15 protein-coding genes and 1 pseudogene are annotated in these 19565 nt (G+C 43.0%); 15 read left to right on the top strand and 1 reads right to left on the bottom strand.

Annotated features, from left to right (window positions below):
• Positions 1 to 69 precede the first annotated feature (69 nt).
• The 7 genes and pseudogenes from NQ550_RS13435 (at position 70) to NQ550_RS13405 (ending at position 6389) form a co-directional block, all read left to right on the top strand.
• Positions 70 to 1020, top strand: a complete 951-nt coding sequence (locus NQ550_RS13435; protein ID WP_020994037.1) for an alpha/beta hydrolase — start codon at positions 70 to 72, stop codon at positions 1018 to 1020.
• The gene (locus NQ550_RS13430; RefSeq protein WP_025577057.1) at positions 1017 to 2834 is read left to right on the top strand and encodes a DUF6320 domain-containing protein; all 1818 of its coding nucleotides are present in this window, start codon (positions 1017 to 1019) and stop codon (positions 2832 to 2834) included. Before NQ550_RS13435 ends, NQ550_RS13430 begins: the two co-directional genes overlap by 4 nt.
• 106 nt (positions 2835 to 2940) lie before the next feature.
• The gene (locus tag NQ550_RS13425) at positions 2941 to 3261 is read left to right on the top strand and encodes a nucleotide pyrophosphohydrolase (RefSeq protein ID WP_008703857.1); all 321 of its coding nucleotides are present in this window, start codon (positions 2941 to 2943) and stop codon (positions 3259 to 3261) included.
• A gap of 221 nt (positions 3262 to 3482) precedes the next feature.
• A complete protein-coding gene (locus NQ550_RS13420) occupies positions 3483 to 4361 on the top strand; it encodes a LysR family transcriptional regulator (protein WP_008703856.1) in 879 nt (292 codons plus the stop codon).
• Positions 4362 to 4487: 126 nt separating this feature from the next.
• On the top strand, positions 4488 to 4958 hold the full coding sequence (locus NQ550_RS13415) for a flavodoxin (protein ID WP_025577056.1): 471 nt from the start codon (positions 4488 to 4490) through the stop codon (positions 4956 to 4958).
• 28 nt (positions 4959 to 4986) lie between these two features.
• Positions 4987 to 5484, top strand: a pseudogene (locus NQ550_RS13410) (carboxymuconolactone decarboxylase family protein); the annotation flags it as partial.
• Between the two features lie 296 nt (positions 5485 to 5780).
• Positions 5781 to 6389 carry a DUF6664 family protein gene (locus tag NQ550_RS13405; protein ID WP_025577054.1) on the top strand — a complete coding sequence of 203 codons (609 nt, stop codon included), beginning with the start codon at positions 5781 to 5783 and terminating at the stop codon, positions 6387 to 6389.
• A 51-nt stretch (positions 6390 to 6440) separates the two neighbouring features.
• Here the strand turns inward: NQ550_RS13405 and NQ550_RS13400 are convergent, their stop codons facing one another.
• Positions 6441 to 6692, bottom strand: coding sequence for a helix-turn-helix domain-containing protein (locus NQ550_RS13400; RefSeq protein ID WP_019162211.1), 252 nt, complete (start codon positions 6690 to 6692; stop codon positions 6441 to 6443).
• A 131-nt stretch (positions 6693 to 6823) separates the two neighbouring features.
• Between NQ550_RS13400 and NQ550_RS13395 the strand changes: the two genes are divergently transcribed.
• The 8 genes from NQ550_RS13395 to NQ550_RS13360 all read left to right on the top strand — a co-directional run bounded on the left by NQ550_RS13395 (position 6824) and on the right by NQ550_RS13360 (position 19545).
• Entirely contained in the window at positions 6824 to 7168 is a 345-nt protein-coding gene (locus tag NQ550_RS13395; RefSeq protein WP_025577053.1) for a hypothetical protein, read from the top strand.
• Between the two features lie 102 nt (positions 7169 to 7270).
• Positions 7271 to 8599 (top strand): HEPN/Toprim-associated domain-containing protein, encoded by a 1329-nt coding sequence (locus NQ550_RS13390; protein WP_172730311.1) that lies wholly within the window; start codon positions 7271 to 7273, stop codon positions 8597 to 8599.
• A 127-nt stretch (positions 8600 to 8726) separates the two neighbouring features.
• Positions 8727 to 9635 (top strand): ParM/StbA family protein, encoded by a 909-nt coding sequence (locus tag NQ550_RS13385; RefSeq protein WP_025577051.1) that lies wholly within the window; start codon positions 8727 to 8729, stop codon positions 9633 to 9635.
• Entirely contained in the window at positions 9623 to 9916 is a 294-nt protein-coding gene (locus NQ550_RS13380) for a hypothetical protein (protein ID WP_025577050.1), read from the top strand. Before NQ550_RS13385 ends, NQ550_RS13380 begins: the two co-directional genes overlap by 13 nt.
• 224 nt (positions 9917 to 10140) lie before the next feature.
• Positions 10141 to 10782 (top strand): hypothetical protein, encoded by a 642-nt coding sequence (locus NQ550_RS13375; protein WP_330366310.1) that lies wholly within the window; start codon positions 10141 to 10143, stop codon positions 10780 to 10782.
• Positions 10783 to 10857: 75 nt separating this feature from the next.
• Complete coding sequence (dcm, locus tag NQ550_RS13370; protein WP_025577048.1) at positions 10858 to 12159, top strand: DNA (cytosine-5-)-methyltransferase; 1302 nt, start codon at positions 10858 to 10860, stop codon at positions 12157 to 12159.
• Positions 12160 to 12203: 44 nt separating this feature from the next.
• On the top strand, positions 12204 to 13115 hold the full coding sequence (locus tag NQ550_RS13365; RefSeq protein WP_044996121.1) for an amidoligase family protein: 912 nt from the start codon (positions 12204 to 12206) through the stop codon (positions 13113 to 13115).
• Positions 13116 to 13200: 85 nt separating this feature from the next.
• A complete protein-coding gene (locus NQ550_RS13360; protein WP_025577046.1) occupies positions 13201 to 19545 on the top strand; it encodes an LPXTG cell wall anchor domain-containing protein in 6345 nt (2114 codons plus the stop codon).
• The last annotated feature ends 20 nt before the right edge of the window (positions 19546 to 19565 follow it).

Below are 19565 nucleotides of genomic sequence, written 5' to 3'. Positions count from 1 at the left end.
AGCACTTTATGATATAATGGGCTCGTAGTCTTTTACAGATATAAGAACGGGTATAAGGAGAATATAGTATTGATTAATCAGACAGCGAAGAAGATTTTGAAAGCTCTGTCTTTTGATGGTGTGGAAGTAGAAGCATTTCGTCATATGGCGGATTTAAAACGATTGGATCCGATGAAGATTTTTTATAAAAAAATAGATGAGAAAATATATAACGGGAGTCATGCAGTCCCGATTCGTATTTTCTTTCCAACTGAAAAAAGTTTTCGTGAGAGTGAAGAAAAGAAACATAATATTCAAGATAAAAAGATGCTTTTGTTTATACATGGCGGCGGCTGGGTTACAGAGAGTATCGATAATTATGAAAGAATTTGTGCCCGGCTTGCTAATGCAACCGGACAATATGTAGTTGCAGTTGAATATCGACTGGCACCGGAAGATAAATTCCCGGCAGGTCTGGAAGATTGTTATGCCGTTGCGAAAACATTATATTCCGGAGATTTTATGCTCAACATAAAACCCGAAAATATTACATTGATCGGAGATAGTGCCGGAGGGAATCTTTGTGCAGCATTATCTTTGATGGCTAGAGATTGTGGAGAATTTATGCCAAAAAGACAGATACTGATCTATCCGGCTACATATAATGATTATACAGAAAATTCACCATTTCCATCTGTTAAGGAAAATGGAACAGATTATCTTTTGACAGCTGGGAAGATGCAGGATTATATTGATCTTTATGCGAGAAATAAAGAGGATAAGAAGAATCCTTATTTTGCACCATACATAGCAGAAGATTTAGCGAATCAACCTGATACATTGATTCTTACATGTGAATTTGATCCACTTCGAGATGAAGGGGAAGCATATGGGAAGCGCTTAAAAGAGGCTGGAAATTATGTGGAGATACATCGGATCAAAGATGCATTACATGGATATTTTGCGTTGGGGATCAAGCAGCTTCATGTACAGGAAAGTTTTACCTATATCAATGAATTTCTGAAAGAGGAAACACTGTGAGTAAGAAAAAAGCACGTTGGAGAAAACTAGATAATGCAGCAAAATTATATTCTGCTGCCAGTAATAAAAAAGATACGAGAGTGTTTCGTTTTTACTGCGAATTGAAAGAAGAAGTAAATCCTGACGTTTTGCAGGAAGCATTGAATCAGACAATAGAAATATTTCCTACGTTTTTAATGGTGCTTCGCAAAGGATTATTCTGGCATTATCTTGAGCCATGTAATTTACGACCGATTGTAAAGGAAGAGTACAAAGAGCCTTGTAGTAGACTCTATATAAAGGATAAGAAGACACTGCTTTTTGAAGTAACCTATTATAAAAAACGAATCAACTTCGAAGTATTCCATGTATTGACAGATGGCACAGGAGCGACAGAATTTTTAAAAGAACTGGTAAAAAATTATCTCTATCTTATTCACAAAGTAAATGGATTAGAAGCAGTTTCATTGTTACCAGAAGATATGACGGTACAAGATCAAGAAGTTGATAGTTTTTTGAAATATTATTCAAAAGATCAGAAACGACCGAAAAAAAGAAAACTACATGCTTTCCAGATACGGAAAAGAAAGAAAGATGGAAATCATCTGCACGTCCATGAATCTGTTGTTTCAGTTCAGGCAGTATTGAAGCGGAGCAGGGAACTCGGAGTATCTATGACAGTCTTTTTGACAGCATTATTTATGATGGCAATAAATGAAGAAATGTCTAAAATGCAAAAGAAAAAGCCGGTCGTGTTAATGGTTCCGGTTAACTTAAGAAAGTTTTTCCCGTCTTTATCGATGCTGAATTTTTTTAATTGGATCGAGCCGGGATATAATTTTACTACACAAGATCAAAGTTTTGAGGCAATACTGAAATATACGAAAGAATTTTTTGAGACAGAACTGACAAAAGAAAAGATGTCAGCACATATCAGCGAGTTGCTTGCTTTGGAACTGCATCCGATTCTGAGGCTTGCACCTTTGGAATTGAAAAATCTATGTATTCAGGCCGGGGCAAAATATTCAGAGAAGAACACGACAGCAATCTTCTCTAATATGAGTGCGGTTAAAATGCATGCGAGTTATGTGCCTTATATTGAACGATTTGGTGTGTACACAAACACTCCTAAGTTTGAATTGTGTTTGTGTTCTTTTCAGGATAAATTATCATTTGCATTTACATCCAGATACGACACAGTGAACATTGAACGTAATTTTTATCGCTTGTTAAAAGAACAGGGAATTGCATCTGAAAAAGTAAAACCTGAATTTCCAAAGACAGATGAGCCAAGCGAACAGGAAATGAAAGTCTATAAAATTTATAGCTTTCTGTGTATTGCAATTGTTGCAGCAATGCTTGTTACGGAGTATAATTTCCATCCTAGAATTCGCTGGACCTTATTCACAGCCGGAGGCGTTGTGACAATGTGGATTGCCTCATCGATTGGATTTTTTAAACGCTATAATCTGCTGAAAAATGCGATGTGGCAGCTTTTTATCGGTACTATTATCTGCTTTATATGGGATGCACTGACCGGTTGGCACAGTTGGTCTGTAGATTTTGTGCTGCCGATCATGAGTGTATCTACACTTACAGCGATGTTTGTAATCGCTAAGGTGCGGAAATGTCCTGTGCGAGAGTATCTTATTTACGAAATTATGGCTGCCGGATACGGATTGATTCTTCCGGGAATCTTACTCTTATGCAAAGTGGTGAAAAATCCAACAGTAAGTATGTTTGGAGCGTTAATATGTTTCCTGTTTCTTGTAGCAGTGATATTGTTTAAAGGAAGAGAATTTAAAGAAGAGATGCAGAAAAATCTGCATGTATAAAATAGTGTTGATGAAACATTAGAGCGTGTCTGAAAATGCTGAACTGAATAATTTCACTTTGTCAGAAAGCATTGTTAGAAGTAGCAAAATAAAGGAGTATTTAATTATGAAGTATGAAACAATAGACAGAATTAGAAAATTTACAGAAGATCGAAACTGGGATCAGTTTCATTCGCCGGCAAATCTTGCAAAATCAATCGTAATTGAGGCAGCAGAGTTATTAGAGTGTTTTCAGTGGTCTGATGAAGAATATGATCTGCAACATGTCAAGGAGGAATTGGCGGATGTTTTGGTTTATAGTCAGAATCTGTTAGACAAACTGGAACTGGATGCAGATGAAATCATAAATATGAAGATGTCGCAGAATGAAGCAAAGTATCCGGTAGATAAGGCAAAAGGGAGTGCGGCCAAGTACGATCAGCTATAATAGTGGAAAAGGAAGAGGCGTTATAAGAACAATGATAAAAATACTATTTATATGCCACGGTACTCTTTGAAAGCTTCGCCCAAAAGCCAGTAAAATCACAGTCTGAAGGGCATAGGCGGTTAGAAAATAACCCAAAAATAACCCACGGTATTTTGTGCAGATATGTCTGGGATGCAATATGATAGAATGGTTACAAGAAAAATTTGTAGGAATATAAAGATATGGAATTAAGATTATTACGCTATTTTTTAACAGTAGCAAAAGAACAGAGCTTTACAAAAGCAGCAGAACAATTGCATATTACCCAGCCAACGCTATCCAGACAAATGGCGGCATTTGAAGAGGACCTGGGAATAACATTATTTATTCGAAACGGGAAGAAAATATCGCTCACTGATGAAGGAATTTTATTAAAAAGGCGTGCCTTGGAGATTCTTAATCTTGAGGAAAGGACGCTTGAGGAACTGAAAGGAAAAGAAGAGGTTGTAGAGAGCACGATAACCATTGGATGCGGTGAATTTGCAGCAGTGGAGACATTGGCGAAGATATGTAAAACATATAAAGAAAAATATCCGCTGGTTCAGATTGTATTGCATACTGCAACAGCAGATGCAGTGTATGAGATGATGAACAAAGGACTTGTAGATATTGCATTATTCATGGAGCCGGTGGACACCGAAGGGCTGGATTATATCCGGATCACAGATTGCGATCACTGGTGTGTCGGAATGCGGCCGGATGATCCGCTGGCAGAAAAAGAGTTTATAAAAAAAGAAGATCTTATTGGAAAGCCCTTGATCCTGCCGGAAAGAATGAACGTTCAAAGTGAACTTGCCAACTGGTTTGGGAAAGACTTTTCAAAATTACAGATTGCTTTTACGAGTAATCTTGGAACGAATGCCGGAGTTATGGCGGCAAATGGACTGGGGTATCCAATTTCAATTGAGGGTGCTGCAAAGTATTGGCGAGAGGATATTCTTGTACAGCGAAGAATTTCTCCTGAAATCAAGACTAGTACGGTGATTGCCTGGCGACGGAATATCCCATATTCTTTGGCAGTCCGTAAAATGATCGAGGAGATTAATGCTTTTCAGGCATAAAACAAAATTCAATATAAGCATTAGACATAATGAAGCGATAGAGCTTAAAATAGATGTGTAAGATGAATGTAAATCTTATACATCTATTTTTTTGTGAAAAATACGTATAGAAAGGGGCTTTTTATTATGAGTAAAAAATTAGTGGCATTTTTCAGTGCAAGCGGAACAACAAAAAAAGTAGCACAGATGATCGCAGAGGAAGCAAAAGCGGATTTGTTTGAGATTGAGCCGAAAGTTCCATATACAAAGCTTGATCTTGACTGGATGAATAAAAAATCCAGAAGCAGTGTGGAAATGAGTGATAAAAAATATAGACCGGCGATTATGAAAAAAGAGATGGATATGAGTTCTTATGACGAGATCCTTCTGGGATTCCCAATCTGGTGGTATGTGGCTCCGACAATCATCAATACATTTTTAGAAGCTTACGATTTCAGTGGTAAAAAGATTGTGCTTTTTGCAACATCCGGAGGAAGTGGATTTGGGAACACTGTGAAAGAATTGCAGTCATCTGCATCAGACGCAGTTATTACAGAAGGCAGACTGTTAAATTGTGGAACGAAACAGGAAATCACTGAATGGGTAAACTCTTTATAAATAACAGCGTTATGGAGGTATACAGAATATGGGAAAAATAGTACAGACAGCAGGGAGAAATACACTTGGTGAATTCGCACCGGAATTTGCACATTTTAACGATGATGTACTTTTCGGCGAAAACTGGAATAATCAGGACATCGACGTAAAAACAAGAAGCATTATTACAGTGGTTGCTCTGATGGCTTCCGGAATTACGGATTCTTCTTTAAGATATCATCTTCAAAATGCAAAAAATCATGGTGTGACACAAAAAGAGATTGCTGCAGTGATCACACATGCCGCATTCTATGCAGGTTGGCCAAAAGCATGGGCTGTTTTCAATCTTGCAAAGGAAGTGTGGGAAACAGGCGAAGGAGATTTGCCATACGAAGAGGAAGCGATGCGGGCGCATGCAAAAGAGATGGTATTTCCAATTGGTGCACCAAACGATGGCTTTGCACAGTATTTTTCGGGCAGGAGTTTTCTTGCACCGATTTCTACTTCTCAGGTTGGAATTTTCAATGTGACATTCGAACCAGGATGCAGTAAACTGGATTATGTAGCATAAGAGTGTATAGCGTGTCTGTAGTCTGATTTTTGCCATAAATAAGTACAGGATACACAGAGAATAGAAAAGAATGTGTATTCAGTTAAATAAGAAATAGATAGCTGGTATGAGAGAACAAGGAGTCTTTCATACCAGTTTTTTTGTGGGAAAAGGGATAGGTTGCACAGGATCTGCCAGGAGATTTCAGTAGGTTTGATGAATAGCTTTCTTCCAGAAGTGTGGTATAGTCTTGTGCTTGGAACAGGAAAACTACACAGAAGGGAGACACCGATATGACAACACAGCCAGATATTATCTGGAATGAGCAGTGCCTGGGGATACGGATAGGAGAACAGGTATGCACCTATCTGAAAAAGCATGATGCGGAATACCAGAGACTGCAAAAGAAAATACTGGAACTTACAGAGAAGTATCCAGTGATAGAAACATTTATGGAGACGAATCAGTCAATCAGCCTAACGGAAGAAGAGCATAAGGCAGTACATCGATATTTCCAACTGGAGAGCGAAAAGGAAATGATAGAAGAAGAGTACCATTTTTATATGGGACAGGCTCAAATGATTTCTTATGGAGCTATGCTGGGGAAAATAAAAAAAGCAATACTGGGAAAGGATGACGGTGACACACAGAAACTGCTGGAATTGCTGCTGGATACCTGGATTGATGAGGTCGAAGAACAGCTGAAAGAAAATATAGCGTACCAGGGAATGCTGGAAAAAATATCAAAATATGAAGAACAGGTTCAGACAATGGGATTAGCAAAAGAAAAGCGAAAAACGATAGACGCATATGTTACTGAAGTCAGTGAAAGATGGATATTATATGCGGAATCTTTATATCAGGCCGGTATGCAGAAAATCTTAGAACTACTGAATCTGTAATAAGGACGGATAAAATGGGGAAGCACGATTGAACTTCCCCATTTGTCACTTCTATTCGTCTTTGCCATCAATGAGAAATATGTATGAAACCTGAAAGATTTCAGCAATGGCTTTTAATTCAAGATCAGTGACATAACGCTTGTTTGTTTCGATTCTGGTGATTACATTTTTATCCATATCGTAACCAGCTAACTGGAGTTTATAGGCAAGATCACGCTGAGACATATTGTGAGTCCTGCGAAGCTCAATCAACCGTTGGCTGATCAGATTCTTCTCACCAGACTGTGTCCTTGGCTTTGGCATTTTAAATCTCTTCCTCTCTGGTAAAAGGATGGCTTGTCTCACTTTTTGCACCATCTGTATTGATTTTAACGATTGGACAAGGTAGAATCGGTTGTAAAAGTGAGACAAAATAGAAGAGAAGGGAGAAATATATGGAGCAGGCAAAGATAGAACAGCTTGCATTTTTATATCTATGCAGCGAGCATGATAAAAGGTTATTGCTGAAAAAAGAAAAAATGCCGTTAGCTGATTTTGACAGGTTGACCTACTTGATTTACCATTTTGGTTTTAAGGAATACCATATAAAAGTGTGGATGGAATTTGCAGGAGAGTTCAAAAAGGAATGGGATTGTCTGGAAGCACTTCAGGAAATGGGGGGCTGTGTTGGAAACATAGGAAATACAGAATCAGAAATTAGCTTGCATAAAATGTGGATGCAGAATTTTTGTAAAAATGCACCCAAAGAAAGCAGAGAATGGATTCAAAAATTGAATTAAAATATGCAGTAGAACATTTTTGTGATATCATTATCAATAGAGCAGATTTGTATTTTATGAATTTGTAAAAGAATAATGAAGCGAAAAGGTGTGAAGCTAATTATGAGTGAATATGCAGATATAGTAATTGGAAATTTATCATTACATTGGTTTAGAAACTATTTGGATAGCAAAATCGTTAGTCTGTTTTTTTCAAAAAATGACCTTATTGTAGTAAATAATTGTAATATAGACGATGATGATAAAGATGCCGGAACATACACTAAATATATGTATAGGACGACTGTTCGGCGTGCAAAAGAACGCTTAGATGCACAGGGATTTGGACTTAATAATTTTGAAAAAATATTTAATGATGAAATGGTTCAAGTAGTAGACTACTCATCTTTTTTGTATCATTTACAGGGAGATTATGATGAAGAGGACAAGAATAATGAAATTCGGATTAAGAAAAATGTTTCATTAAAAAAATGGAAAAATGCAATGAAAAAAATTGTTTCTTATGAACTTGCAAATGGAAACATACAATTTGGAGGAACACTTTCAGAGGTTAATATTACAACAGAGTGTGACAAAGTTATATTTTATTCTTTGAAAGATGAGGATAGCGAATCATTTTATGCTTTAAATCCTGAAATAATCAATTATAAATATGTATACAGACTTATACTAGAATATTGTGCAAATGATATGGAGATAATATTGGATTTCTCAAATTTGGATAATTGGGCAGATGATTGTATTCCCAAAGCACTAGCAGCGACAGAGAACGTTTCAAAAACAATTGTTCTTGTTGAAGGGTCAAGCGATAAAGATATTTTAGAATTTGCGATGTCACAGTTATATCCTCATCTTTCAGATTTATTTTATTTTATGGATTTCAGTGATGAATCTGGTGGAAAAAGAGATGGAGGAACATCATATGTAATAAAAAATCTTAAAACTTTTTATTTTTCAAAAATTAGAGCAAATTTTATTGCAATTTTTGATAATGATGCAGAGGGATATTCTAGTAAATGCTCATTATTAAATGAAATAAAAAACTGGCCGGCAAATTTTAGAATATTATTATATCCAGAAATTACAATGTTTCATAAATACCCAACTATTGCACCTAATGGGAAAATTGTGCCTGATGACATTAACAAGAAAGCTGCTTCTATTGAATTGTATTTGCCAGATTCCATTATAAAAACTGGTGGGAACTATTATCCAATTGAATGGGAATCGAGAAAACGAATACGAAATAAAAATAATGTTGAAGAAGCATTATATCAAGGAGTGATTTCTTATAAAGATGATATAAAGCATAAGTTTCATGAAATGCGTAATAAAATTGAGAGAGGTGATGAAGTTTTTAAAACAGAAGAATGGAAAAATATGAAAAAATTACTAGAAACAATAGTATTCGCTTTTAATAACGAACAATAAATAGCAACGTAAACTAATGCAAATATCATGGGCAGGGCTCTTCGGGGTTCTGCCCTTTTTCTTTTTCCAGACCAAAAGACCACCTGCTGGAAAAGAACAAGAAAAACCTGAAAGGATGTGGTGACTTATCATTATAGGAATCGATCATGGATATTATGCCATCAAAACTCCCCATGTGTGTTTCCCGACTGGACTGACCGGGTACGATTATGAGCCGTATACCATGCAGAATGTCCTGCAGTACAATGGGAAATTTTATGTGTGTGGAACTGGGCGGCAGACGCTGGTGAGAAGCAAGACTTCCAATGACAATTATTATCTTTTGACAATGGCAGCCATTGCACAGGAGATCCGCTACCGCCGGGGAGAGAGGAAAACAGATGTGGTTCTGGCAGCCGGCCTCCCACTGGCAAGTTTTGGCAGGGAGAAAAAAGGTTTCCGGGAATATCTGTTTCGGAAAGAGCAGCCTCTGCGTTTCCGGTACGAGGATGAGAGCTATGAGATCCGGATTCAGGATGTAAAACTGTTCCCACAGGGATACTCTGCCCTGGCTCTTCACCCGGAATGTGTTCGGGACGAGCCTTCTGTTCTTCTCGCAGACATCGGTGGCTGGACCGTAGACCTGATGCGGCTGGACAACAGTGTTCCAAACGCCGCTACCTGCCGCAGCCTGGAGCTTGGTGTGATCCGGTGCGTGGATGAGATCACCGAGCAGGTACGCAGAAATACCGGACTGTCTGTAACGGACATTCAGATCGAACGTGTTCTGAACGGCCAGAGCTGCAGCATGGACCTGTCCGCAAAAGAAATTATTGTCCGGCAGGGAAGGCTCTACACGGAGAAAATACTGTCTGCAATTATGGAATCCGGGTTCGATCTGAAAGCAATTCCGTCCGTGATCATGGGCGGCGGAGCCAGCATTCTGAAACGGCACGTGACACCGCAGGACGGGTTGTGTCGGCAGATTTACCTGACGGACGTACACGCCAACGCTTCCGGCTATGAGCGGATTGTGGGGCAGATGTGCGCGAAGTAAAGAGGCCCGTTTTCTCGTTTCGCCTGAACCTTGATAACCCGGATCACCAAAAGGCATGGAAGATTCTGCAAAGTGTTCCGGATGGGCAGAAGAGCAGCTATCTGGTTCAGGTGATCTTAAAAGATCAGGAAAACAACCAGCTGGAGGAAAGCATCCGGCAGGCAATCCGGGAAGAACTGGCAGGTGTTTCCATTTCAGGCTCCGGGGAAAGTGTTTCAAATAAGGAAGAAATCCCATCCCAGATGCTGGATTTTCTCTCCGGATTAGAGAATGCATTCTGAAAAAGTCAAGTCTTTTCCGGTGATAAAATAGCCAAAATTCAAGCAGTCAAATTAGTATAAATCACGGTTTTTGAAAGGGGTGATGCCTATTGAATGTTATTAGATCTGCATCCTTTGGGGGCTTTTGAAAGCCTCATATTCGTTGGGTATTGTGAATAGCTTTCTGTCATGTTTTAGGGTATGTTGTGTGTAGAAAAAAAGAAAGGAGAACAAACGCAGTGGAGATGAAAAACATATGCGGAAAGATTCCGGTAGAGCTGCATGAGAGGCTAAAGCTGGAGGTCGAAGAGTTAGGAATCAGCATACCAAAATACCTTGAAATGGTAATCGAAGAACACATGACAAGAAAAGGAGAAAAGACGAACATGGCAGAGTTAAGAACCGTAGCAGTACAGGTAACCGAGGATTTATTTTCCAGACTGAAAGCAGTTCTCGCCAAAAACGGCATGAAACAGAAAGACTTCCTGATTGGACTGATCGAAGAGGCACTCGAAAAAGAGGAAGCCAAATGGAAATCGGAAACAGAAGAAACGGAAGAGCCGGAAGAAGAACCAGCAGAAACGGAAATGGAAGAAGCTGGGGCAGAGGAAACGGAACCTGCGGAGCCAGAGCCGGATGAAGAGCCAACAAAGCCTGAGCTGGAAGAAGCTGGAACAGAGGAAAATCTGACAGAATCGGAAGCAGAAGAGCCGGAGCCAACAGAGCCGGAACCGGAAGAATCGGAAGCCGAGGAAGAGCCGACAGAACCGAAAACAGAAGATCCAGAGAAAACAGAGCCAGCAGAAGTAGACGAAGAAGAATCAGCCGAAACAGAACTGGAAACGGAAGAGCCGGAAGCAACAGATCCAGAGGAAGCAGAAGAATAGACATCAAAAAACAGAAAACAAGAGATTGAGACGGTGCAGAGAAATCTGCACTGTTTTTTTCGCAGCGAAGGGAGGCTGATAGTCGGAACAATTCGATTTTTTGACCTTTTCAGCGGAATCGGAGGATTCCGAGAAGGACTGCACAGAGCAGGGGGCTTCACCTGTGTCGGACACTGTGAAGCAGACGCGTATGCAGACCACAACTACCGGGTGCTGTTTGATACGGAAGGAGAGTGGTTCTGTAATGACGCAAGAAATATTGAAACAAAACGAATGCCGGACTTTGATCTTTTATGCGCGGGATTTCCTTGCCAGGCATTCTCTATCGCTGGACGAAGGGAAGGATTTGCCGATGCAAGAGGAACCCTTTTCTTTGAAGTTGCCAGACTGGTTGCAGACAAACGACCTGCGTATTTTCTCCTTGAAAACGTACCCGGTCTGCTTTCGCATGACAAAGGGCGGACGTTTCACACCATCCTCAGTACGCTATCTGAACTGGGGTATCATGTCGAATGGAAAGTGCTTAACAGCAAGGATTTCGGAGTCCCCCAGTCAAGGAAGCGGGTGTATATTGTCGGATATCTTGATGGAAGATGTGCCGGAAAAATATTACCTTTCCCAAAAGCAAATGGAACAGCTCTTATACAAGTCCATGCTGGCAAACAGGGAGAAAGAGTCTACGCAGAAGAAGGACTGAGCTGCACGCTGACCAGCGGGGCTGGTGGTATGGGCGGCAAGACCGGATTATACGAAGTCGGTATCCCAATCAAGGAAAACACCCGAAAAGGATACAAGATGGCTTATGAGGGTGATAGCATCGACCTCGGCTATCCGGGTATCAACAGCCGCAGGGGAAGAGTCGGGCATGAAATCGCCCATACCCTCACGACCGGAAACCAGCAGGGAACACTGCATTTTGTAGATATCTCCCCTCCGCCGCTGGTGACAGACGTTGCAAGATGTCTGAATACCAGACAGGATTCCAGCATCCATAACCACAGAGGCGAAAGTTCCGGGGTGCTGGTGGAAGAAACGCCAAGGGCAGTGCTGACACCAGCCAGGGAAAAAGTCCGCCAGAATGGAAGAAGAATGAAAGAACCGGAAGAGCCAATGTTCACCATTACGGCAACTGACCGTCATGGAGTGATTTACCACGGCAGAATCCGCAGGCTGACGCCAAGGGAGTGTCTACGGCTGCAGGGATACTGGGATGGTCAGATTTCCAAGATGGAAAAAGAAACATCGGATAACCAGCTTTACAAGCAGGCCGGGAACGGTGTCACCGTCAATGTCATCGAAGCAATAGGCAGAAACCTGAAAGCCGTGGATGAAGAGATCCGAAACAGCTCACCTGTTCCAGAAGCGAAGGGTGGGTGAAGCAGATCGACTTAAAAAACCAGTATTTCGGTACAGAGATTGAGATGACAGGCATCAGCCGTTACAAGGCGGCTGCCGCTGTTGGAAGAATGTTCGGAACAGAGCCATATTCCATCCGCTCTTACAGCTCATGGTGTGTGAAAGACCCGGATGGAAAGGTCTGGAAGTTTTCCTATGATTCCAGTATCCGTTGTCAGTACAAATCTCACGGAAGATGTCTGAATGCTGACAGCGACTATGCCACGGAAATGGTATCCCCGAAATTGGAATATTCGGAAATGGGGAAACTCCAGGAAGTGGTGCGGTGTGTCAAAAACGCAGGTGCTTTTGTCAATTCATCCTGTGGCATGCATGTCCATGTGGACGCATCCAATCATACACCAAGGAGTCTGAAAAATGCACTGACGATCATGTACTGCAAAGAGGATATTCTGTTCAAAGCCTTAAATGTACAGACCAGAAGGGAAGATGAGTATTGCCAGAAAGTCCGTCCTATGGTATTGGAGAAGATCCGCCGGATGCCAAACAGCACCATCACGATGGAAAAATTCAAAAGGGCATGGTATGAGGGAAATGACGGAAGCTCCGAGCATTACAACTGGACAAGGTATTATGCATTAAACCTACACGCTGTTTTTTCCAAGGGAACACTGGAATGGCGTTGTTTTGAAAGCACCCTCCATGCAGGAAAAGTCCGGTCAAACATTACGCTGGCACTGGCCATATCCGCACAGGCGATCAACCAATCCTGTACCCATGCCAAAAAGACGGAGATCGGGGATAACCCGGCATTTACATTCCGTACCTTTCTACTTCGTCTCGGATTGATCGGGGACGAGTATAAAAATGTGCGGAAGCATCTGCTTGCCAATCTGGACGGGGATAAGGCATGGCGGTATGACAAAAGCACCTATGCCTGTCTGCAGAATCCAAGACGGACAGAAGATGCAAGATAACAGAATAACGAGAACAGACCGGCCGGGTGGAAACATCCGGCTGTTCTTATGAAAAATGAAGAAAAAGAAGAAAGAGGTAGAAAACATGAAGAATAAATATCGATTCAGGCGAATCCTTTCCGGGGTGATGGCCGCAGTTACCATCTTATCTACAGTCATTTCACCACTGACCGTTTATGCTTCAGAAGAGCCAAAAGCGGCAGAACCGCCAGCTTATGAATCTGTAAAGGATCTGCTGGATGAAGAGGAAGTGGTAAAAGCCACCGATCTGGAGCTGGAAGCCGGACAGGAGTTTGATGCTTCCAGTGACCGCACCAATCTGGAAATCAAGGATGAAAGCAAGGTCAAGGTGACATTCCAGAAAGCAGAGAATGACGCCGGGGAGAGCTTCAGCACCAGCCATGCAGACACTTACCATGCCGTTTATTATGTGGAGCCAGTCAACCAGAACCATCCGGTTTACCAGATTGGAAGAAACCTGATCGTAAAAGAGCCTGTGACAGCGGCTCAGAGTGAACCGCAGACAGAACAGGCAGTCACAGAAGAGGATACCGGTTCTGATGATGAGGAAGCTGCCTCGCAGGAAGAAACTGAGACTGAGCCTGTAGAGACAGAAATCGTTGAACCGGAGACAGCTGAATCTGAAACAGAGGAAGCGGAGACAGAAGAACCGGAAGAAACCGAATCCGAATTTCAGGGTGGACTTTCTGAATCTGAGTTTGATGCCGCATTAGAGGAAGCCGAAACAGAAAATACAACCGATAAAGAATCCGGGCTGACACTCAGCGATGTTCTGGAGCAGGCAGGGGAACAGGATATTGACCTTATGGCAATGGAAGATGGGGAAACCGTTTCTTTCACCGCAGTCAATACCAGTACAAGAGCAACACAGGATGTAGATGTGACAAGAGGGACTGCATACTATTATGCAGACTACGGTCTGGGTTCTTATGTAACCTATAAATATACCGTAAAATTTGGAAACGTGTCTGCAACTGCCTACTGTGTCCAGCCGTCAAAAGCAGGACCTGGGGATGGTGTTTATAAGATCACCAAACTGGGTGACAGCAAAGCACTGGCAAAAGTATGCTACTACGGCACAAAAGCATCCGGCGAAAATGGATTTTTCTCAGAGAAACATCCTGATTTTTCCGCTGGAAAACAGTTTATCATTGTCCATCTGGCTGCGTCTTATGCCAATAACAGTAGTGACGCTTTTTCCGGTACGAATGCAACCGGACAGGCTCTGGCAATGGAACTCTACAATTATTGCATGAGCCAGCCGGAGATACCGGAAGTGGACATGAGTTTCTCCAATGCAGATGTTACCGCATATATCAGCGGCAACAGCCAGAGAACAGAAGAGATCACCTTTAAGGCATCCGAACTGCAGACCATCACCATGAAACTGCCTTCCGGTGTCAAACTGCATAATGTGACAACGGGAAAAACAAGCAGTGCAGGTGCATCCGTGGAGATCTGCGGCGGTACCAAATTCTACTTATCTGCACCGCTGACACAGGCAGTGGATGTCAAAGGGGAATGGTCTGTTACCATGAAGGGAAGCATCATCAAAGACTATTCCGCTTACAAGATCACAACCGGAAGCGAGACACAGGACCTTGCCCTGGTATTTGGCGAGGGCGTGACCGATGAGAAGTATGTAGATTTTAAAGTGTCATGGGTAAAACAGGCAACTCTGGAGATCGTAAAGAAGGACCGCAAGAGCAACAAAGCCATCGCAGGTGCAGTTTATGGCGTTTACAGTGACAAGGATGGAAAGAACCTGATCACAAAGATGCCGGCCACAGATGCCAACGGAGCTTCCAGCGTTACGATCACCAAAACACAGGATACCGTATACCTGAAAGAGATCTCCGTACCAAACGGATATCTGCTGGATACCAAAGCCTACGATGTGAAACTGGTCATCGGAGATACTGTAAAACAAACCGTTACCGATGCAGAGCAGATGGCAAGCCTGACTGTTTATAAATTAGGAGAAGTCCTGACCGGAGCAAAGGTAACTGATGATGGTGTTTCCTTTGTTTATACCGAGCAGAAACAGAAGAGTGCGGTTTACAATGTTTATGCCGCAGCGGATATTGTATCCGCAGACGGAACCGTCATTTATAAAAAAGACGCACTGGTCAAAGCCGGACTTACTACCGGGGATGACGGAAGTGTCACACTGGATAATCTATATCTGGGAAAATATGTGGTAAAAGAAATGCAGGCACCACAAAATCTGGTATGCACAGGCGAAAGCCAGGAAATCACCCTTTCCTATGCCGGAAGCAATGTGGAGAAGGTCATGGGAAGCGTGACATTCAAAAATGACCGCCAAAAAGCAAGCGTAAGCGTATACAAACAGGATAAGGAAACCAGGAAATACCTTCCGGGCGGCACTTATGGCCTGTATGCCGGAAACGACATCAAAGCAGCGGACGGAACCGTTGTGGTCAAAAAAGATACCCTCATTGAGAAGGTAGTGACCGGAACAGACGGAAAAGCCGTATATCAGGCAGACCTGCCGATCGCTAACAGCTACTACATGAAAGAGGTTTCTGCACCGGCCGGATATACCAGAAACAGTGAGGATGTGTACTCTTTTACGTTCCAGTACACCACAGACAAAGAGGCAACCGTTTCTTTCAGCCACACGTTCCAGAACGAGCGTGTCAATGCGAAGATCAAACTGGTAAAAGAGGATTCCGAAACCGGAAAGACCGCACAGGGAGATGCAACCCTTGAGGGTGCGGTTTACGGACTGTATGCCCGTGAGGATATCGTTCATCCGGATGGACAGACAGGTGTCCTTTACCCGGCAGGAACGCAGATTGCAACCCTGACTACGGATGCCGAGGGAAATGCAGAAATCGCAGATCTCTATCTCGGAAAGTATTACGTGAAAGAATTGACGCCGCCTGTTGGATATCTGGCAGACCCGGAAGAACATGATCTGGAGTGTAATGACGAGGGAGATCTGGTTCAGACGGTAGAACGTACCGCAACTTCTCTGGAAGATGTGATCAAACAGCCGTTCCAGGTCATTAAAGCAGCCAACAATGGTAAGACCGATGCCGATCTGTTAAAAGGTGTGGGATTCAGTGCATATCTGGAGAGCAGCCTGAAGAAAAATAAGGACGGTTCCTATGACTTTGCATCTGCAACTCCGATTGTACTGACCGCAGACGGACAGACAGAAATGTTCACGGATGAGCGTGGATATGCATGCTCCATTCCGCTTGCATACGGAACCTACATTGTAAGGGAGACCACCACACCGCACAACTTCAAACCAGTCGATGACTTTAAGGTTGTGATCTCGGAAAACAATCCGGATCAGCCGCAGGTATGGCGTGTGCTTCTGGACGAAGAGTTTGAAGCAAAATTAAAGATCGTCAAAAAAGATGACGAGACAAAGAAATCTGTCCTGGTTCCGAATACTGAGTTTAAAGTATACGATCTGGATAACAAGAAATATGTGGAACAGGTGACCACGTACCCATCTACTATGGTACATAAATCTTATTTTACGGATGAGAATGGATACCTGATCCTGCCACAGAATCTGGCTTGTGGAAATTACCGCATCGAAGAAGTGACTGCACCGGATGGATACACCCACAGTGCCAATACCGTGGAAATCAAGGTAGACAGCGATACTGCATACCAGGAAGATCCGGTCAGCGGTGACCTGATCATCGAGGTGGAATTCGAGAACCACCCGGCAAAAGGCAGACTGACCATCCACAAGGAAGGAGAAGTAGTCAAAGGTTTTGACAAGGATTTCACCTATGAGGAAGCCAGCCTTGCAGGAGCCGTGTTTGAGGTTTATGCCGCAGAAGATATCTATACCGCAGACCATCAGAAAGATGAGAACGGCAACCGTTATCTGGAATATGCCAAAGACACACTGGTGGCAACGGTGACAACCGATGAAACCGGAAGTGCCGTAGTAGAGAACCTTCCGCTCGGCAAATACCGTGTAGAAGAGAAAAAAACGCCGGAGGGCTACACCTGGAATGCCAAAGGCGAAGAAGTAACTTTTACCTATGCCGGACAGGATACCCCAGTCGTAGACGAAGAAGTGACTTTTACCAATGAACGCCAGAAAGTAAGCATCACCGTGGAAAAACAGGATGCAGAAACAGGAAGCACGGTAGCTGGAGCTACATTCGGTCTTTACAATAAGAACGAGATCAAATCCGGTGACAAGATTATTGTGAAAGCAGATACCTTATTACAGGAGATCACAAGCGATGAAAAAGGACAGGCACACTTCACCCTGGACCTGCCGCTTGGAACTTATTATGTGAAAGAAATTTCTGCACCGGATGGTTTTGTATCTTCTGACGAGATACTGGAATTTGATGCCACCTATCAGGGGCAGGACATTCCGACCATCAAGCTGAAATCTGTGAAGAAGAACCAGCCGACCACCATCGAGGTGACAAAATCCGACCTGACCACAGGCGTAGAGCTGAACGGAGCATCCCTTTCTGTTCTGGACAAGGATGGAAATGTGATCGACAGCTGGACTTCCGTAAAGGATGAGCCTCATGTGATCAAATACCTGACCGTTGGAAAAACTTATACCCTCCGTGAATCTCTTGCACCGCTTGGTTATTTAAAGACCACGGATGTGGAATTCACCGTTCAGGATACCGCAAAAGTACAGAAAGTGGAAATGAAAGACGATGTGCCGAAAGCCCTGCTGATCGTAAACAAGAAGGGTGAATTCCTTGATAAGATCACCCTGCTGGACAATGTCAAAGGCGTTGTAGAGCATCTGTTTGAGTACATCACAGGAAGCCTGTCAGACGTTACCTTTGAGATTTACGCTGCAGAGGATATCAAAGCAGCCGATGGTGTAAGCCCGGATTATTATGCTAAGGACGAGCTGGTGGCAACCGTGACTACTGATGCAAACGGTGTTGCAGAAGTATCTGACCTTCCGGTTGGAAAATACTATGTCAAAGAGGTGGGCACAGCATATGGTTATGTGCTGGATGAAGAACCACGATATGTAGATCTTTCCTACCGTGACCAGGATACCCCGGTTGTCGTATACGATGAGGACTGGCAGAACAACCGTCAGAAAGTAAAAGTGAACGTCCTGAAGAAAGAAAAGGATACCGACCGTGTATTAAAAGGCGGCATCTTTGGACTGTACACCAGAAACGACATCCTGTCCGCATCTGGAAAGGTGCTGATGGAAGCAGATACCCTGATCGAGTTAAAAACAACAGATGCAGATGGAAAGATTTCCTTTATTGCAGACCTGCCGATCGACGGAACCTATTATGTGAAGGAGCTGTATGCACCGGATGGATTTGTCACCACCGGAGAAGAGCAGGAATTTGTTTTTGAGTACCAGGGGGATAAAGAAGCAGAAGCATCCTATGAATTTGTATTTGAAGATGAGCCGACAACCGTGGAGCTTTCCAAAACCGATCTGACCACGGGCGAGGAACTGCCGGGAGCCAGATTACAGCTGACGGATGAAAACGGGGCTGTTGTTGAGGAATGGACATCCACCAAGGAGCCGCACATCATCAAAGAACTGGTTGTAGGAAAATCTTACACCCTGACAGAAAACAAGCCGGCCGATGGATATGCCACTGCGGAAAGCATCACATTCACCGTAGAGAATACTGCGGAGATCCAGAAACAGGTAATGGAAGATGACGTGACCAAAGTGAAGATCAGCAAAACGGATATTACCGGAGATAATGAGATCGAAGGAGCCAAACTGACCATCACAGATGAAAATGGCAACATCGTAGAAACCTGGACTTCCGGTAAAGAGCCGCATTATATCGAAAAACTTCCGATTGGTAAATACACCCTGAAAGAAGAGCAGGCTCCAAACGGTTATGTCGTTGCAGAGGAGATCACCTTCGAGGTGGCAGATACCGCAGAGATCCAGAAGGTAGCCATGAAAGATGACACCGCAAAGGGACGCCTGATCATTGAGAAAACAGATAAGGATGCCGGAGCAGCACTGAAAGATGCAGAATTTGAACTGAGGGATGCGGATGGCAAAGTGGTAGAAACCCTGACCACTGATGAAAACGGCCATGCAACCAGCGGACTGCTTGCAATCGGAACTTATAAGGACGGCAAATTTGATAAGGCAGCCACCTATTATCTGGTTGAGACCAAAGCACCGGAGGGCTATCAGCTGGATGAGACCAAACATGAGGTGACATTTACCTATGTAGATGACAAAACTCCAGTGATCGAAGTCATCCAGAAAGTGACGAACGAGAAGCTGCCGGAGGATACCCCGTTTGTAAGCAACCCGAAAACAGGCGATGACACCAACCTCTGGATTCCGGCCCTGTGCCTGATTCTTTCCGCAGGCGGTCTGATCGGCATGGGTGTGGCATCCAGAAGAAAGAAGAAAAAAGGGGGCAGATAGGCTGAAACAATTATATTTTG

The sequence above is a fragment of the Blautia wexlerae DSM 19850 genome (genome assembly GCF_025148125.1).
GTDB lineage: Bacteria > Bacillota > Clostridia > Lachnospirales > Lachnospiraceae > Blautia_A > Blautia_A wexlerae.
Note: the sequence above shows the minus strand (reverse complement) of the source record. Positions and strands in the feature narration are given on the sequence as shown.

Coding starts and splice junctions, on each gene's coding strand:
- NQ550_RS13365 (WP_044996121.1), top strand. CDS start 12,204: ATGACAGGCATCAGCCGTTACAAGGCGGCTGCCGCTGTTGGAAGAATG.
- NQ550_RS13420 (WP_008703856.1), top strand. CDS start 3,483: ATGGAATTAAGATTATTACGCTATTTTTTAACAGTAGCAAAAGAACAG.
- NQ550_RS13405 (WP_025577054.1), top strand. CDS start 5,781: ATGACAACACAGCCAGATATTATCTGGAATGAGCAGTGCCTGGGGATA.
- NQ550_RS13375 (WP_330366310.1), top strand. CDS start 10,141: ATGAAAAACATATGCGGAAAGATTCCGGTAGAGCTGCATGAGAGGCTA.
- NQ550_RS13360 (WP_025577046.1), top strand. CDS start 13,201: ATGAAGAATAAATATCGATTCAGGCGAATCCTTTCCGGGGTGATGGCC.
- NQ550_RS13415 (WP_025577056.1), top strand. CDS start 4,488: ATGAGTAAAAAATTAGTGGCATTTTTCAGTGCAAGCGGAACAACAAAA.
- NQ550_RS13390 (WP_172730311.1), top strand. CDS start 7,271: ATGAGTGAATATGCAGATATAGTAATTGGAAATTTATCATTACATTGG.
- NQ550_RS13400 (WP_019162211.1), bottom strand. CDS start 6,692: ATGCCAAAGCCAAGGACACAGTCTGGTGAGAAGAATCTGATCAGCCAA.
- NQ550_RS13425 (WP_008703857.1), top strand. CDS start 2,941: ATGAAGTATGAAACAATAGACAGAATTAGAAAATTTACAGAAGATCGA.
- NQ550_RS13395 (WP_025577053.1), top strand. CDS start 6,824: ATGGAGCAGGCAAAGATAGAACAGCTTGCATTTTTATATCTATGCAGC.